15 protein-coding genes are annotated in these 16866 nt (G+C 71.1%); 8 read left to right on the top strand and 7 right to left on the bottom strand.

The window, feature by feature from the left end; genetic code table 11:
• Positions 1–11: 11 nt before the first annotated feature.
• From lepB to O3S82_RS07130, 5 genes are all read right to left on the bottom strand, one after another.
• Entirely contained in the window at positions 12–593 is a 582-nt protein-coding gene (gene lepB / locus O3S82_RS07110) for a signal peptidase I (RefSeq protein ID WP_269306612.1), read from the bottom strand.
• Complete coding sequence (locus O3S82_RS07115; RefSeq protein WP_269306614.1) at positions 578–1273, bottom strand: DUF305 domain-containing protein; 696 nt, start codon at positions 1271–1273, stop codon at positions 578–580. The genes lepB and O3S82_RS07115 overlap by 16 nt, the downstream gene beginning before the upstream one ends.
• Positions 1274–1357: 84 nt before the next feature.
• Complete coding sequence (locus tag O3S82_RS07120; RefSeq protein WP_269306616.1) at positions 1358–3451, bottom strand: copper amine oxidase; 2094 nt, start codon at positions 3449–3451, stop codon at positions 1358–1360.
• Positions 3452–3468: 17 nt separating this feature from the next.
• Complete coding sequence (locus O3S82_RS07125) at positions 3469–4224, bottom strand: hypothetical protein (protein WP_179424912.1); 756 nt, start codon at positions 4222–4224, stop codon at positions 3469–3471.
• Positions 4225–4364: 140 nt separating this feature from the next.
• The gene (locus O3S82_RS07130; RefSeq protein ID WP_269306618.1) at positions 4365–5855 is read right to left on the bottom strand and encodes a hypothetical protein; all 1491 of its coding nucleotides are present in this window, start codon (positions 5853–5855) and stop codon (positions 4365–4367) included.
• Positions 5856–6087: 232 nt separating this feature from the next.
• Here O3S82_RS07130 and O3S82_RS07135 point away from each other — a divergent pair, with 232 nt between their 5' ends.
• The 7 genes from O3S82_RS07135 (at position 6088) to O3S82_RS07165 (ending at position 13591) form a co-directional block, all read left to right on the top strand.
• Positions 6088–6630: a hypothetical protein gene (locus O3S82_RS07135; protein WP_179424908.1), complete on the top strand. Its 543-nt coding sequence runs from the start codon at positions 6088–6090 to the stop codon at positions 6628–6630.
• Positions 6631–6677: 47 nt separating this feature from the next.
• Positions 6678–7382 (top strand): YcnI family copper-binding membrane protein, encoded by a 705-nt coding sequence (locus O3S82_RS07140; RefSeq protein ID WP_269306620.1) that lies wholly within the window; start codon positions 6678–6680, stop codon positions 7380–7382.
• Complete coding sequence (locus tag O3S82_RS07145) at positions 7379–9028, top strand: copper resistance CopC/CopD family protein (RefSeq protein ID WP_269306622.1); 1650 nt, start codon at positions 7379–7381, stop codon at positions 9026–9028. Before O3S82_RS07140 ends, O3S82_RS07145 begins: the two co-directional genes overlap by 4 nt.
• Positions 9025–9603 (top strand): DUF1775 domain-containing protein, encoded by a 579-nt coding sequence (locus tag O3S82_RS07150; protein ID WP_269306624.1) that lies wholly within the window; start codon positions 9025–9027, stop codon positions 9601–9603. Before O3S82_RS07145 ends, O3S82_RS07150 begins: the two co-directional genes overlap by 4 nt.
• Positions 9604–9698: 95 nt before the next feature.
• The gene (locus O3S82_RS07155) at positions 9699–10667 is read left to right on the top strand and encodes a DUF4192 domain-containing protein (protein ID WP_269306626.1); all 969 of its coding nucleotides are present in this window, start codon (positions 9699–9701) and stop codon (positions 10665–10667) included.
• 20 nt (positions 10668–10687) lie between these two features.
• Positions 10688–12163 carry a glutamate--cysteine ligase gene (locus tag O3S82_RS07160; RefSeq protein WP_269306627.1) on the top strand — a complete coding sequence of 492 codons (1476 nt, stop codon included), beginning with the start codon at positions 10688–10690 and terminating at the stop codon, positions 12161–12163.
• A gap of 102 nt (positions 12164–12265) precedes the next feature.
• Positions 12266–13591, top strand: coding sequence for an RNA polymerase sigma factor (locus tag O3S82_RS07165; RefSeq protein WP_331283485.1), 1326 nt, complete (start codon positions 12266–12268; stop codon positions 13589–13591).
• A gap of 79 nt (positions 13592–13670) precedes the next feature.
• Here the strand turns inward: O3S82_RS07165 and O3S82_RS07170 are convergent, their stop codons facing one another.
• Positions 13671–14912 (bottom strand): polysaccharide pyruvyl transferase family protein, encoded by a 1242-nt coding sequence (locus O3S82_RS07170; protein ID WP_269306631.1) that lies wholly within the window; start codon positions 14910–14912, stop codon positions 13671–13673.
• Between the two features lie 108 nt (positions 14913–15020).
• Between O3S82_RS07170 and O3S82_RS07175 the strand changes: the two genes are divergently transcribed.
• Positions 15021–16562, top strand: coding sequence for a phospholipase D-like domain-containing protein (locus tag O3S82_RS07175; protein WP_179424891.1), 1542 nt, complete (start codon positions 15021–15023; stop codon positions 16560–16562).
• 69 nt (positions 16563–16631) lie between these two features.
• On the opposite strand, the gene O3S82_RS07180 is transcribed toward O3S82_RS07175, so the two are convergent.
• Positions 16632–16862, bottom strand: coding sequence for a DUF7455 domain-containing protein (locus O3S82_RS07180; RefSeq protein WP_179428152.1), 231 nt, complete (start codon positions 16860–16862; stop codon positions 16632–16634).
• Between the last annotated feature and the right edge of the window lie 4 nt (positions 16863–16866).

A 16866-nucleotide genomic window follows, 5' to 3' on the forward strand; every position in this document is an offset into this window, starting at 1 on the left:
CGGCCGCGAGGTCAGGGCCAGCCGCGCAGCACGCGGGCCCGGACCGCCGTCAGCGGCAGGAGGCCCGTCTGGCCCCCGCGTGCCTGCATGGCACGCGAGTCGAAGGAGCGACGGCGGTTGTCGCCGAGCACCCAGAGGTGCCCCGGGGGCACCGTGACGTCGTAGGCCACGTTCGAGACGTCGATCGGGGGCTCCGCGAGGTACGGCTCGTCGAGCACGTGCCCGTTGCGCATCAGGGCTCCACCGGGCGCGCAGCATGTGATCCGGTCGCCGGGCAGCCCGAGCACGCGCTTCACCATCGCGTCCTGCGCGCCGACCTCGTCTCCCGCGGCGCCGGAGCGGGCGCGGTGGGCCTCGCGCCAGCTGCGCGGAGCCTCGAACACGACGACCTCGCCGCGGTCGGGGTGTCGCGCCCCGAGCGACGTCGTCAGCAGGGTGCTGCCGACGTCGTGGGTGGGCGCCATCGACGGAGAGGTGACCGTCGCGTGCCCGAGCAGTCCGGTGAGGAAGGACATCGCCAGGGTCGCGGCGAGGGTCGCGCCCGCCCACCAGCCCAGGTGGCGGGGACGACGCGAGGTCAGCTCGCGGGGCACGTCCGGGGCCCGTTGGTCTCGCACCACTCCCGGACCATCCCCTCCATGTAGCGCACCTCGGTGGTCTGCTCGGCGATGATGTGCGTCGCGGTGCTGTGGACGAACGCGTTCGACTGAACGGGCAGGTAGTCCTGCGACATCGTGATGGCACCCTCGTGGTGCTCGATCATCGCTCGGAGGAACGCCACCTGGGCGTCGGGCGTGGGGAGCGTCGCGATCTCGTCCACGCGCTCGGCCGCGATCATGCCCGGCATCGTGCCCGCCGTGTGGTCGTGATCGTCGGCGGCATCGTCCACGGGCTGCTGCCAGGCGCGCAGCCACGCCTTCATGGTCGTGATCTCGTTGCGCTGGTCCTGGATGATGAACCGGGCCGAGGCGCTGACGCGCTCGTCGAGGCCCGCATGACGGCGGACGTTCTCCGAGAGCTCGATGGCCTGCCGGTGGTGCAGGATCATGTCCCGCGCGAACGCGATGTCGGCCGCCGCCGGCGGCTCCGCCTTCTGCAGTCGGGGGAAGGTCTTCACGGTGCCCCACGGGCGCTCCACCGTGGGCCGGTCCGCCGCGGTCTCGGAGGCCTGGGTGCCGCCGAGCGCCACCTGCTGGGGTTGCGATCCGCAGCCGGTGAGGGCCAGCGTCGCCACCACGAGGGCGAGGGGGCGAAGGAGAGTCGTCACGCGCATGGGTGCTCCGTCGTCGAAGGGAGGGGGAGGGGGCCGGGACGCCACCCGCGCGGATGGCGTCCCGGCCCAAGGCTCAGCCGGTTGTCACTTCCTGACCACGTACTTCACCGCGGCGGTTCCCGACTTGACCGTGCCGCTTCCGGCGTACGACGCCTTCACGACGTACCCCTTCGGCTTCTTCGGTGCCGTGAAGGTGAGGTTGGTGCGACCCTTCACCAGGGTCAGCGTCCTCACGCTGCCGTTCACCGTGAGTCGCACCTTCCCGGAGACCGGCTTGCCGGCCGCGGTCACCGTGACGGCGACCTTGTTCTTCCGGCCGGGCTTCACGGTCTTGGCCGCCAGCCGCACCGCCACGCGCGGCGTCGCCTTGGCGACGGGCCGCGTGGTGGGCGCCGTCGTCGGTGCCGTGGTGGGCGCCGTCGTCGGGGCGGTCGTCGGCTCGGTCGTCGGCTCCGGGGTGGGAGCCGTCGTGGGCGGGGTGCCCCACACGACCGCGTCGGACTCGGCGACGCTCGACGGGAAGCCGGCGGCCGATGCGTTCACCTTGACCGAGATCGACGCGTTCATGTCGGCCTCGCTCAGGGTGTAGTCCTGACCCGTCGACACGGCCTCGCCGTTGCGGAACCAGGTGTACGCGTAGGTCAGGCTCTGGGCCGCACTGCGCCACGTGCCCGCGCTCGACGTCAGGACCTTGCCCACGGCGGGAACGACGGTCGCGGTGCTGTCGGCCTTGTCGGTGATCTTCGGCTTGACCGTGTTCTCCGGCGTGCACGGCTTCGTGACCGCGTTCACCGAGGAGAACGGACCGTTGATGCACTTGCGCGCATCCTTGATCGTCGGCTTCTGGGCGAAGAAGTCACGCGGGACCAGCTGGAACTTCTGCCAGTGGATCGGCATCGGCGACTGGTCCTCGTCCTTGTCGGTGTGGTGGAACCCGACGTTCACCCACGCGACCGGGTCGGTCAGCTCGTGGGTGTCGTTCGCGACGTAGTCGAGGATGGTCTGTCCCGGGCACCCCGCGTTGAGGTTGTCCGAGGCGTACTCCTCGCACGAGCGGTAGTTCGTGAACGACACCGCCGGCGACGTGACCGGGATCAGCGCGTTGGAGGTGTTGTTGTTCACGATCTCGTACGAGCGCGCGTGCCCGTCCTTGTTCTTGCTGTTGGGGTTCAGCACGCGCCACCAGCTGAGCTGGTCGTGGTCCTCGTTCTCGACCGAGGAGAAGGCCGAGCTCTTGACCGTTCCCGTGCCCTCGACGATCGGAGCGCGCGTCCCGGACCCGGGGCTGCTGAAGTCCCACTGCTCGACCGTCTGCCGCTCGGCCTTGTCGATGCCGAAGTCCACCTTGTAGATCGCGTTGTGCCAGTGCGAGCCCGCGTACGACTGGACCTCCTTGGTGGTGGTCTGGCCGCCCTGGGTCGACGTCACGGTGGACTTGCCCGACAGGGGCCAGCCGACCTTGGGGTTGGTGCCGAAGAACGCACCGGTCTGGCTCTCGGAGGCCCAGCCGGGTGCGATGTCGCCCGTGGCGCCGAGGCCGACGTCGATCTGACCGTGGTCGTCGAAGGAGACGCGCTGCTGGTACTCGTACCAGCTGATCTTCGAGATGGACGAGACGGCGAGGGTCGTGCCCTGGTCGGCGTACAGCGTGCCGCCGCCGATCTGGGTCTCCTGGGCGTGCGTCATGAGTCCCGTGGGGTCCTCCTGAACGCAGATGCCCGGGATCGTCCGCTCCACGAGACGTCCGCTGTACGTGAACGACTGGTCCACGTCGAGCGCCTCGCCGGAGCACACCTCGGGCCCCTGCGTCATCAGGTACTGCTTGCCGAACCCGTACGAGGTGATGTCGTTGTACTGCACGTGACCGGTGTCGTACGGCACGTTCAGCTGGGCGATGTTGAGCTGGTCGAGCACGCGCTTGTAGCCCGCGTACTCGTAGTCGCCCGTGGCCGGCTTGAACTCGATCTGCTCGAGGATGAGGCCCTTGATCGGGTGGATGCGCGCGCACATCCGCCACGCGGACCCGTTCTCCAGCTCCTTCTCGATGAGGCTGTCCGCACACGCCAGGGGCGACTCGGCGGCGGTCGCCGCCGTCGAGGGCAGGACCGAGACCAGGCCTGCCGTGAGGAGTGCGGTCGCGCCGGCGGCGACGATCCGCGTCAGTGTCTTCTTTCGCATCGGACTTCTCTCCCTGCTCACTGCGTGCGGACGATCTTCTGGGTGGACAGGTTCACGACGAAGTCGAAGGTGTTGAGGTACACCCCGGACGCGGTCGAGACCATCAGCTGGGCGCAGCGGTCCTCGCCGCACTCCTTGCCCTTGGCGGTGGTCTTGTTGAAGACCCACGAGCCGGCGACGTAGTCGACCTGGTCGGGATCGATGAGCGGGACGCCCATGTTCTCCTCGAACTCGGCCTTGAACGCCAGCTTCTCCTCGGACTCGACGGCGATCCGCATGGCCAGGTCCGCCTCGGTGGCCGAGGTCGGAGGCTGGGCCTTGGCCGACTTCGTGGAGTCCACGACCTTGCCGGCGCCGAGGTCCACGACCTGGTCGTAGGCGATGTCGTGCGTGTAGTCGTACAGCGCGACCACGGCCTTGCGGCCGGTGTAGTCGTCACCCAGGTCGGGCAGGTCGGCGTAGAGGAACTCCGGCCCCGCCTTCCCCCGCACGTCGGTCGCGTCCGCGGGGATGCTCGCGTCGGTGGACGCCACGTGGATGGCGTAGCCGGTCTCCTCCGCCGAGAGCGTGGCTCGGTCGGCGCCGAGCTTCGGCTTGCTGGTGGGCAGGTCGCCGTCGCCGACGACGGTGAACTTGCTGCTCTCGCCGGAGTCGGTGCCGCTCACGTCCTGTTGCGCCATGACGTAGGTCGTCGCGGCGGCGGTCAGTCCGAGGGCGAGTGCAGCGACGGCGACTTTGCGTGTCCTCCAGGGCACGCGCTGTGACGCATTCACATGGTCTCCTTGTGGGGCTGGTTGGGTGATCGACGCCGGAGGAGCCGGAGCCGTCGGGACCGGTCGGGGGAGCCGGTCCCTCGGTCCGCCGTGGTCAGGCGGGCCGAGGTCTGGGGGGGAGCGGCGCGGCCGCGCGTGGGTCAGCGCACGGTCGTCTTCCTGGTGAGGGAGGCGCCGCTGGTGGACGCGTCTCCGGCGTAGACGACGCGCACCGTCGCGCGGCCCTTGCGCAGGCCCTTGATCGTGAGGGTGCGGCTGCCGCGGGAGAGCGTCGTGCGGACGACCTTGGTCTTGCCGCCGGACTTGACCGTGATGGTGACCCGCCCGGTGCGCGACCCCTGCGAGGTGACCTTGGCCGTGACCTTCAGCCGTCCCTTGCGCAGCGGCTTCGCCGAGGCGCTCAGGCGGGTCGTGGCCCGGGCGACCGGACGCGCGGCGCTGGTGGCGCTCGCGCCGCCCGCAGGGTTGCTCGCGGTCACCACGACCGCGATCCGGGCGCGGGCGTCGGCGGGGGTGAGACGGTGGGACCGGCCGGTCGCGCCGGAGATGGCCTTGCCGTTGCGCGTCCACCGGAAGGCGTGGGAGGCCGCGGTGCTCCACGATCCGGTCGTGGCCGTGAGCGTGCTGCCGACGCGGGCGGTGCCGGACACGGTCGGCGGAGTCACCAGGACCGGTGCGACCAGCACGGGGGCGGCGCTGGTGATCGGTCCGAAGTCGGTGGACTCGGCGACGCCGGCGGTCCAGCCGGACCTCGACGCGGTGGCCCGCACGCGCAGCACCGAGCCGATGTCCTGGGTCGCCGTGGTGTAGCTGCTTCCGGTCCCGACCACCGTGTCGCCTCGCAGCCACTGGAGGGTCACGCTCGCGTCGGCCGGCGTCCAGCTTCCCGGGGTGGCCGTGAGCACGGAGCCCACGGTCGTGGACCCCGAGATCGCGGGCTTCGCGACGTTCGCGATCGTCTCGACCGGGGCCGTCCCACCCGTGACGAGTGCGGTGGACGCGCTCGTGGCCGTCTCCGTGGCCCCCTGCACCATCGCCACGGAGCGGACGGAGATGCGGTGACCGCCGTCCGCGTCGCGCAGTCGGTAGGTGGAGGTCGTCGCGCCGGCGATGACGGCGCCGTCACGCAGCCACTGGTGGCTGAACTCGACGCCCTGCGTCGGGTACCAGGTGCCACGGCTCGCGGTCAGCACCGAGCCCACGGTGGGAGTGCCCGAGATCGTCGGCACGGCGAGGTTCTCGCTGATCTGGGTCAGGTACGCGTCGGCGACGTACGTCTGCCCGGCGCCGAGCGTGATCGGCGTGGCCTGAGGCTTGTCGGGCTGGTTGTCGTACCACTCGCTGACGGCTTCGTTCTGGTTCTCGAACCACAGGATGTAGGAGCCGGGCTCCAGTCCGGTGAAGGCGTACCCTCCTGCCGACGAGTCGGCGACCGTCGCCTGGACGAACTCTCCGCTGAGTCGGTAGAGCGACACGTCGATGCCCGGCGCGATGACGTGTCCGGTCTCCAGGACGGTGCCGCGGATGACGCCCGTCGCCTCCGCGTGCGCGACCGACGAGGTGAGGGTCGCCAGGGCCGTCGTGGCGACGGCGGCTGCGGTGAGCTGGGACAGGACGCGAGTGACAGACATGCGGGGAAGTTCCTTCTGGCCGGGGTCGATTCGGCCATCAATCTGGTGGCGACGCGTTTCGCGCGGCGGTCGCGGCGGGAACTGGCGCGTTACGAAAGCGCCGTCGATGTGAAGGAGTCGCGATCGTGAATGAGACACCGAATGGGACTGAGGGGCCGCAGGGCCGTGACGGGCGTGTAAACATCAGGTCACCGGCGTCGGGAGCGGGGACGCGTGGCCCTACGCTGACGTCATGGTCGCCCCCGCCGCTCCGGTCGCACGCGTCGTGCGTGCCGGCTCCGTGAGCCTGTGGTCGACCCTCATCGCCGTCGGCGCGCACGTCTCCGGGAGCGGTCAGCCGCCCCCGGCCGTGGTGCTCGTGCCGGTCGTCGCCGCCGGGGCCGCGCTGGCCTGGTGGGCCGCCGCGCGGCGGATCGGATTCGCCGTCGCCCTCGGGCTGCTCGCGGTCCCGCAGGTCGTCGTCCACGTGCTGACGGGCTACGTCCACGGCCACGACGTGGTCCCGGGCGTGGGCATGCTGGTCGCCCACGTGCTCGGGCTCGGAGTCGTCGCGGCGGGCATCGCGCTGGCCGAGCGCCTCTGGTGGTCGTGGTGGCGTCACGTCACCTTCGTCCTGCGCCTCGTCCGTCCCGTCACGGCGCCGGTGCCGGTCGCGCTCGCGCTCCGTGGGGCCGAGCCGCTGCATCCGTCCGCTCTGCTCGAGCACATCGTGGTGCGGAGAGGTCCGCCCTTCTCCCGGGTCGTCACCGCCCCGGTCGCCCGCATCTGCGGGTGACTCCTCTCCGCCTGACCTCAGGCGGTTACCGAACCAGGAGAAGAACCATGTCCCTTGCCCCTCGTGCTGCCCGGACGGCAGCGCTCGCCCTCACGTCCTCGGCCCTCGTGGTCCTCGGCGCCGGAGCGGCCTCGGCCCACGTCTCGGTCACGCCGTCCTCGACGGCTGCCGGCTCCTACGCCGTGCTGACCTTCTCGGTCGGCCACGGCTGCGAGGCCTCGCCGACGACGCAGCTGACCTTCCAGATCCCTGAGGAGGTCATCGCCGTGACGCCGACGGTCAACCCGAACTGGACGGTCGAGAAGAAGATCGAGAAGCTCGAGTCCGCCGTCAAGGGGAGCCATGGCAGCGAGTACACCGAGCGCGTCGCGGAAGTCGTCTACACGGCCAAGACGCCGCTGGCCGACGGTCTGCGCGACACCGTCTCGTTGCAGCTGCCGCTGCCCGAGGAGGAGGGCGAGAAGCTCGTCTTCCCCGTGATCCAGACCTGCGAGAAGGGCGAGACCGCCTGGACGCAGACCTATGAGGAGGGTCAGGACGAGCCCGAGTCCCCGGCGCCGTTCATCACGACGACGGCCGCCGAGACCGACGGTCACGGCGGTCATGGCGACGCCGACGCCGACGCGGACGCGGACGAGACGGCCGAGGCCGGCTCGGGCTCCGACGCGCTGGGCTGGGCCGGCGTCGTGCTCGGCGCGCTGGGACTCGCGGCCGGCGGACTCGCGCTGGGTCGCACGCGGAAGCGCGCGTGACCTTCGCCCCACGCGCCCGGAGAGCACGGCTCGCCGCCGTGCTCTCCGGGCTGCTCCTGCTCCTGGTGTGGCCGGCCGCCGCGTTCGGCCACGCCACGCCGATCGGGAGCAACCCCGCGGACGGGCAGGTGCTGACGTCCTCGCCGAGCGAGCTCACCGTGTCGTTCACGGAGCCGGTGACGCTCGCGGGGAACGGCAACGCCGTGCTCGACGCCACGGGCGAGGAGGAGCCGGCGGAGTTCTCCGTGCGTGACTCCGTCCTCACGATCCGTCCCGAACAGCCCCTGCCGACGGGGACCCACGTCGTGACGTGGCGCGTCGTGTCGGCCGACTCCCACCCCGTCACCGGTGGGTTCACGTTCGCGGTGGGCGAGGCGACGCCCGGCGCGATCGGCGTGCCGGATTCCGAGGCCCAGCGCGAGCTCGTCGTGGGACGGTCGGTCGTCGAGGCTCTCCGCTACGCCGGTGTGCTCGGGCTCGCCGGGCTCGTCGCCTTCTCGCTCTTCGTGGTGCCCTCCTCCGTGCGCCGGGCGCAGGACGTCGAGCGACGCACGCGCGCAGCCACGCGGCGACTCGCCGCGCTCGCCGTCATCGCCTCCGTCCTGCTCGCACCCCTCACCGCCGTGTGGGAGTCGGGGGAGGAGCTGTCCGCGGTCGCGCGTCTCGACGCCTGGCGCGACGGACTGACCTCGTCCGCCGGCGTGGCCGCACTCCTGGCGCTCCTGGGAGTGGCGGCGGCGCTGCGCGGGCGATCGCGTGAGCCCGTGCTCGCCGCGGTCGGGGTCGCGCTGATGCTCTCCTCGCTCGCGCCGGTCGGGCACACCCGCAGCTACGGTCCTTGGTGGCTCGTCGTCCCGGCCGACCTCCTGCACGTGCTCGCCGGTGCGGTCTGGTGGGGCGGACTGATCGGCCTCGCGATCGTCCTCGCGTCGGGCTCGACCCTGCGGGTGCGGGAGCGCGCTGCCACCCTCTCCCGTTTCTCCGCCGTTGCCGGGGTGTCGGTCGTCGGGCTCGTCGCGGCGGGCATCGTCCTCTACTGGCGGGTCGCGGACTCGTTCTCGGCCCTGTGGGAGACCGGGTACGGCAGGTCGGTGATGATCAAGGCGCTCCTGCTCGTCCCCGTGGTCGCGGTCGCGGCTTGGAACCGTCGGTTCGTCGTGCGCCGCGTCTCCGGACGCGGCGCCGAGGCGGGGGCGCGCGTCCTCCGGCGCACCGTGGCCTTCGAGGCCGTCGTGATCGCCGGAGTGCTGCTCGCCACCGGCGTGCTCGTCGGGCAGACCCCGCCCCCGCGGACGGACACCGTCGTCAGGGACGTGCCGACCGTCCAGCGCGCGCAGCTCGAGCTGGAGGACTCCCACCGCGTCGAGGTCGTCGTGTCGCCCACGCGCCGCGGAGTGAACGCCGTGCAGATCGAACTGACGGACGGCGCGGGCCGCGTGGTGGACCTGCCCGATCCGCCACGCCTGCAGATCTCGCTCGAGGAGGGAGACGTCGGCCCAATCAACCGGCCGCTGACCCGAACGGGCCCGGGTCACTGGGAGGGCACCGCGGACCTCCCTCTGCCGGGCGCCTGGCGGCTGCTGGTGGCCGTGCGGCTGACCCGGTTCGACGAGCCCGTCGTGTCGACGGAGGTGCTGATCCCATGAGCGATCGACCGAGACTCACCCTGGCCGCCGCGAGCGCCGCCGTCGCTCTGGTCGTCGGGGCGGCTTCGCCCGCGATCGCCGATACCTCGATCGAGGGCATCGTGCCCCAGGGCGACGGGACCACCGTCCTCGTGGTCGCCGTCGAGGACGGCTGCGGCGACGCCCCGACCACCGGGTTGGCGCTCGAGGTGCCTGACGACGTGTCGCTGATCGATGCCACGGCGCCCGACGGGTGGACGCGAGTCCTCGACGGTCCGCGCGTGGAGTTCGCCGGTACCGGCATCCCGCCAGGACAGGCGACCGAGTTCCTCGTCACGGCGCGCATCGGCGAGGAGGCGGCTCCGGAGGTCGCGGTCGTGTCCGAGCAGCAGTGCGGGGACGGACGTGTAGGCGCTCGGTCCCAGCCGGCCTTCGAGGTGACGGCGGAGTCCGTCGACCCGCGGATGACCGTCCGGGAGCCGCCGACCGTCTCCCCGGGCGCCGACAGCGCCCAGATCGCGTTGGTGGTCGGGGCGTTCGTGCTCGCCGTTGCCGCAGGCACGGTCGTGGCACGGCGGCGGAGCGACCGGGACTAGCCCTCCGTCCACAGGGGCGGATCGGAGCCCGGCATCGTCCACAGGCCGCGGGGGAGGGGTTCAGCCGAGCCCCGTTCGAGCACGAGGGTCGGCTCATGACCGAATCCGTGTTCCGCGCCCACACCCACGAGGACCTCCTCAACGCCCTGCCCACCTTCTTCGGGTTCGTGCCCCGCGAGTGCGTCATCGGCATGGCGGTCTCGGGCCCGCGCTGCCGGTTCGGCTTCCGACTGCGGCACGACCTGCCCGAGCCGGGCGAGGAGGCCGCGCTGGCCGCCGAGCTCGCGCCGCACCTGCTGCGCAACGGGGACGAGGGCTTCTTCGTCTTCGGGCTCTCCTCCGACGCCGAGCGTGCCCGGACGATGGCGTTGGCGCTGCGCGACGCCCTGCCGCCCGGTCGGGACTGGCTGACGATCTGGGCCGACGACCACCGGCTCTGGGCCGATCTCCCGGAGGTCCCGCCCGAGGGCGAGCCGTACACGCTCGACGCCCACCACGAGGCGATCGTGCGCGCCGTCGCCGAGGGCCGGGTCATCGCACGCGACCGGTCCGACCTCGCCGCCGAGGTGGCGCCGGCACGCGACCCCCGCCGCCGCTGGCTCGACGCGGCGCACGACGAGGAGCTGGGGCGCTTCATGGCTCGAGCGCTGACCACGGATCCCGACGCGTTCCTCGCGGGGGAGCGCGCGGCCGTCGCGGAGCTCACCGATCGGTTCCTGGCGGGAGCGCACCTCACGGACGGCCAGCTCGTCGAGCTCTCGGTGCGCGCCTCGGGGCGGCAGGTCCGCGACACCGCGTGGCTGCGGATCACACGGGACAACGCTGGGCCGATGTACCAGCTGTGGGCGGCGGTCGCGCGCATCGCGGCCGAGGAGTTCGCGCCGGCGTCCCTGTGCCTCGCCGGGTTCTCGGCCTGGCAGATGGGCGACGGTGTCCGCGCCCGGTTCGCGCTGGAGCGTGCCCTCGTGCTGGAGCCCCACTACCGGATGGGCCAGCTGCTCCGCGGCGCGCTGGAGGCCGGGATGCATCCCGACCTCTGGGCCACAGCGGGCGCGCGGCCCTGATCCGCCCCTAGGCTGGCGACATGGGACAGGACGTCGAGGCCCGGGAGTTCACGGGCGAGGACCGGGCTCGGTACCGCGCCAAGGTGCGTCGCAACCTCGACGTGCTCGCCGCGATGCTGGGGCAGCAGGACTTCTCGGTGCCGGATCCGCACGTCGGCATCGAGATCGAGTTCAACCTCGTCGACGACTCGGGCGACCCGGCGCTGCGGAACTCCGAGACGCTCGACGCGATCGCGACCGAGGACTTCCAGACCGAGCTCGGCCAGTTCAACGTCGAGATCAACGTGCCGCCCGCCCCCGTGGCGGGCCGCGGACTGGCCGACATGGCCGAGCGCATGCGCGAGGACCTCAACGTCGCGCAGGGCAAGGCACAGAGCGTCGGCACCGGCCTCATGATGATCGGCATCCTGCCCACGCTGGACGCGCCGCACCTGACCCGCGAGGCGATCTCGGCGAACCCGCGCTACCACCTGCTGTCCGACCAGATCCTCACGGCGCGCGGCGAGGACATCCACCTGGTCATCAACGGCGTCGAGCGGCTGCGCACGACGATCGACACGATCATCGCCGAGGCCGCCTGCACCAGCACCCAGCTGCACCTGCAGGTCGAGCCCGACGACTTCGCGCCCACGTGGAACGCCGCGCAGGCGATCGCGGGCGTCCAGATCGCCGTCGGCGCGAACTCGCCCTTCTTCCTGGGCAAGCGACTGTGGCACGAGACCCGCATCGCCCTGTTCGAGCAGGCCACCGACACGCGCACCGACGAGCTGAAGGCGCAGGGCGTCCGGCCGCGGGTGTGGTTCGGCGAGCGCTGGATCACCTCGGTCTTCGACCTGTTCGAGGAGAACTCGCGCTACTTCCCGGCGCTGCTGCCGATCGTCGAGGACGAGGACCCGGTGGCCGAGATCGAGGCCGGTCGGATCCCGGTCCTGCCCGAGCTGCGTCTCCACAACGGCACCATCTGGCGCTGGAACCGCCCCATCTACGACGTCGTCGACGGCAAGCCGCACCTGCGCGTCGAGAACCGGCTGCTGCCCGCGGGTCCCACGGTCAAGGACACGGTGGCGAACGCGGCGCTGTTCTACGGCCTCGTGACCGCGCTGACCGAGCAGGAGCGTCCCGTCTGGAGCCAGCTGTCGTTCAAGGCGGCCGAGGAGGGCTTCCACGAGGCGGCCGCGGCGGGCATCGAGGCGCAGGCCTACTGGCCGGGCATCGGCACCGTGCCGGTGCGCGAGCTCGTGCTGCGCCACCTGCTGCCCCTGGCGCACGTGGGCCTCGAGCGTCGGGGCGTGGACGGCGCGGTCATCGACGAGTTCCTCACGATCATCGAGCGACGCTGTGTCACGGGGCGGAACGGCTCGACGTGGATGACCGAGCAGTTCGACCGGATCCACGAGCGTGGGAGCGACGTCTTCGACTCGATGCGGGCCCTCACGCGCCGCTACGCCGAGCACATGCACAGCAACGAACCGGTGCACTCCTGGCCCGTCGACTGAACCGGTACTCGTCCGTCTTGGGGACCGTGGCACACTGGTGCCAGAGGTTGACCGCAGGCCTCATTGTCATGCCCCGAACGACGTTGTGAGGTTGATGATCCGGTGACTCGTGCCGCCCAGACCGCGAAGGCAGCGACCACGAAGAAGGCGCCTGCACCGGCGTCCAAGAAGGCCGCGAGCGCGTCGGAGGAGGTCACCGACGCGAGTTCCGCCGTGAAGAAGGCCCCCGCCAAGAAGGCTCCGGCGAAGAAGGCCGCCGCCAAGAAGGCGCCCGCGAAGAAGGCCGCCGCGAAGGGTGGCGAGGTCGTCCTCGGCGACCAGGTCGATCTGGCCGACGTGCTCGAGACGAAGCCCGCGGTCGACGCCGACGGCAAGAAGGTCCTCCCGGACATCGCCGACGAGGTCTTCGAGAAGGACCTGAAGGAAGACCCCACGCTGAAGGAGGACGAGGAGGCCAGCTTCACGCTCTCCTCGGCCGACGACACCGACGAGCCCGCGGTCCAGGTGACCGTGGCCGGCGCCACCGCCGACCCCGTCAAGGACTACCTCAAGCAGATCGGCAAGGTCGCGCTGCTGACCGCCGCCGAGGAGGTCGAGCTCGCCAAGCGCATCGAGGCCGGCCTGTTCGCCGAGGAGAAGCTCGCGAAGTCCAAGCGCGTCGCGGACAAGCTCCGCGAGGAGCTCGACTGGATCATCATTGACGGTCGCCGCGCCAAGAACCACCTGCTCGAGGCCAACCTGCGACTCGTCGTCTCGCTGGCCAAGCGCTACACCGGCCGCGGCATGCTCTTCCTGGACCTGATCCAGGAGGGCAACCTGGGCCTCATCCGTGCGGTCGAGAAGTTCGACTACACGAAGGGCTTCAAGTTCTCCACGTACGCCACGTGGTGGATCCGTCAGGCCATCACCCGCGCCATGGCCGACCAGGCGCGCACCATCCGCATCCCGGTGCACATGGTCGAGGTCATCAACAAGCTGGCCCGCGTCCAGCGGCAGATGCTCCAGGACCTGGGCCGCGAGCCCACCCCGGAGGAGCTGGCGGTCGAGCTGGACATGACGCCCGAGAAGGTCGTCGAGGTCCAGAAGTACGGTCGTGAGCCGATCAGCCTCCACACGCCGCTGGGCGAGGACGGCGACAGCGAGTTCGGTGACCTCATCGAGGACTCCGAGGCGATTGTCCCGGCCGACGCCGTGTCGTTCACCCTGCTCCAGGAGCAGCTGCACGCCGTGCTCGACACCCTGAGCGAGCGTGAGTCGGGCGTCGTCTCGATGCGCTTCGGCCTCACCGACGGCCAGCCCAAGACGCTCGACGAGATCGGCAAGGTCTACGGCGTCACGCGCGAGCGCATCCGCCAGATCGAGTCCAAGACGATGAGCAAGCTGCGTCACCCGTCGCGCTCGCAGGTCCTGCGCGACTACCTCGACTGAGCCTCACTCCACGGCGAACGGCCCGCGACCTCACGGTCGCGGGCCGTTCTGCGTGTGAGAGTCGCGTGCGGAACGTCGGTCAGCGGAGGCGGCGGCGTACCGCGCGGGCGAGGCGACGGGCGGGGGAGACCGGGCCGGCGTTCGACCGGACCACGGGCGGGAAGCCCGGGTCGGCGGCCACGGCCGCGACGGCGGCGTCGAAGCGCTCGACCCCGCCTGCTGGACCGAACCCGTGCCGGAGCCCGTGACGCTCGAGGAATGCCGCGTAGGTGTCCCATCGCTCGCGGTGACCGTCGACGAGCGCGGACCAGTCGGCCTGCGCGAACAGGTCCGGCACCGAGACCTCGGACGGGTCGCGCTCGTCGAGCCGCACGAACGGGATGCGGTGGTACCGCGCCAGCTCGAGGGTGCGCGAGTCGTGCGCGAGCAGGACCGCGGGCGTGCCGGAGATCAACGACACGATCGTGCCGTGGATCCGCGTGCCGAACGCGAACCGCTGCCTGCGCAGGAACTCCTGCCACGCGGGGATGTTGAGCGGGAACACCGTGCGACCGGGAGCGAAGACCGGGTGCTCGGGGGAGAGCGGCAGTCGGGGGTCGTCGCCGGACAGCGACGTCCCGCGCAGCAGCAGCCGCAGCGTGTGGACGTCCTGGCCGATGTAGGTCAGGTGCCGGTGCCGCCGCAGGCTCTGCTCGAGGATCGGCCCCATCTCGGTCACGTAGGGAGAGATGGTGATCGCGATCGGGTCGTCGGCCGCGACGGCGTCGGGGAGCCGCAGCGGCAGCTCGGGGCCGTGGAGGAACATCGAGGGACAGCCGATGACGTCGACCTCGGAGTCGTCGAAGCCCAGGCCGACGAGGTACTCCTTGGTGAAGTCGCCGCGGACGCCGATCGACGGGCCGCGCTCCAGGACCGCACGGACGAAGCGCCGGGTGGCCTTCTCGACGGCCTCGCGCTCCGCGCGGGGCGCGTTGCCGTCGAGGTCGGCCTGCGCCCCGACCCCCAGCACGGTGAAGCCGGTGGTGAGCTGCTCGATCGCGGTCGACTGGCGGTCGAGGGCCTTGAGGTTGGAGGCGCGGAAGTGGTTGGCGAGCGGGAAGACCACGTGGTCGAACTCGCGGTTCACCCGCGCGGGGTCGGCGAACCACGGGCCCGTGGGCGCTGCGGTGACGTCGTCGCCGGGGTGCGTCAGGAGCCGCTCGGAGGCGTGGCTGAAGGCCAGGTTCCCGACGTTGTTGCCGATGAGGTTGCGCTCGAGGACGGTGGCGGCGTCGGCCGGTTCCAGCGTGGGGTGGTGGACCTTCAGGAGAATGCGCGCCACCCGCCGGACTATACCGACGCGGCGCCCGGCCGCCGCGGTCCCGTGACCCCACGCGGCCATGGGTTAGGCTGTCGCGACCGCTTGTTGTCGTCTCGGGGGAGTTCCACCGTGTCCGTCAGTCATCGACTTCGACTCGCGAGTGTCGCCGCCCTCGGTGCGCTCGTGCTGCCGCTCGTCGCCGCTTCCACCACGTTCGGAGCGGACGAGACCGAGGTCGCCGACCCCGCCGCGGCCGTCGAGCCGCAGGCGGCGCCGACGGAGGAGGCGCCCCGGGTCGAGACCCAGGCGGTGACCCCGCAGGCCGTCGCGCCGGCCGCCACCACGGTCCGCGGTCGCCCCTACGGCGCGGCCTACCCGGTCGAGGTCGAGGCCAACTTCTCGCGTCCGTACTTCGACCGCGGCGCCTCGAACCGCGACTACTCCCTGCTGAACGACCTCGAGCGCCTCATCCGCGGCTCGTACAAGACCCCGCAGGGCAAGTACAAGAGCAAGAAGCAGCGCCGCGCCACCTCGGTCTACGCCGCCAACTCGCGCATGGAGGACTCGGTCCGCATCGGCCGCGAGCTCGTCCGCGCCGCGAAGGCCGGCGTCAACGTGCAGTTCATCCACCCGAACGCGCACCTGTCGGGCGCCTCGAAGAAGCTGCGCAAGCAGCTGAACGCCACGAAGTACGGCAAGTTCCGCATCTGCTCCAACGGCAAGTCGATGGCCTGCCTCTCGCGTGTCAACGGCGCGATCATGCACTCCAAGATCGTCATGGTCAGCGACACCTACACGCGCAGCAACAAGCGCGCCAAGGGCGTCGTGTGGACGGGCTCGACGAACTTCGGCGGCCGCAGCGCCGAGCGCACGTACAACAACGGCAGCACGGTCTACAACGACAAGAAGCTCTGGTACCAGATGCGCGGCGTCTGGAAGGACATGTGGGCCGAGCGCCGCATCGGCTCGGACTACGGTCGCTACATCGCCAAGCGCAGCACGCGCTACGGCTACCGCACCGCCACCCGCGACGGCTACTCCAGCGCCTACGCCAAGCGCGGCCTGCTGTACTCGAACCTCTCGAACTACACGGTGCACGTCACGCCGCTGCGCGCGACGCCCACCAACGGCCGCGACCCGATCCTCAACATGCTGAACCGCATCGTCCCCGACGAGCAGTGCCGCATCCGCGTCATGGAGAACCGCTTCAAGTACCGCCGCATCGCGCTGGCGTACAAGCTGGCGGCGCTCAACAACGGTGGCTGCCGTGTGTCGGTCGTGGCCTTCAAGGACGACCTGAAGAAGAACTACCTCGAGCACTGCCGCCAGCTGCTGCGCGTGTGCAAGCCGATCCTCGACGTGCTCAAGACCTCGCGCACCGAGGTCGACGCGGCCTACGCGCAGATCCACGACAAGGCGATCCTGGTCGACGCGAAGCTCAAGCGGAACAAGATGAACCCCGAGGAGCGCCTGCCCGGTGGCGGCGTCTGGCCCAAGTCCGGTGCGCGCGTCAAGCTCGTGCTGGCCGGCTCGGCCAACCTGACGGGCTCGAACCTGGTGGCCAGTGACGAGATCACGACCATCACGACCGACCCCGACGTGTACGACGCCTACGTCGAGCACTGGCGCTCGGTCACCCAGACGAAGTCGTACGGCGTCTTCAAGTACTGAGCGACGAGAACGGCGCCGGACCCCTCGGGGTTCGGCGCCGTCGTCGTTCTCGGCTGGGGCGGGTGCGCCTCAGACCGTGAGTCGGTCGCTCTCGTCGTGGTAGTCCACGGCGATCTCGCGCAGTCGCGTCTCGTGCAGTCGGGCGTGGTGGCCGCAGAAGACCAGGTCGGCGCCCGAGGGCAGTTCGACGCGAACCAGCGCCTGCGCACCGCAGCGGTCGCAGCGGTCGGAGGCGGTGAGGGCGGGGAACTCGGCAGTGGCCGTCACGGTGTCCTCATTTCGTCGGGTGTCGTCGAACATCACC

The sequence above is a fragment of the Aeromicrobium sp. HA genome, from assembly GCF_027171405.1.
In the GTDB taxonomy this organism is placed as follows: Bacteria; Actinomycetota; Actinomycetes; order Propionibacteriales; family Nocardioidaceae; genus Aeromicrobium; species Aeromicrobium tamlense.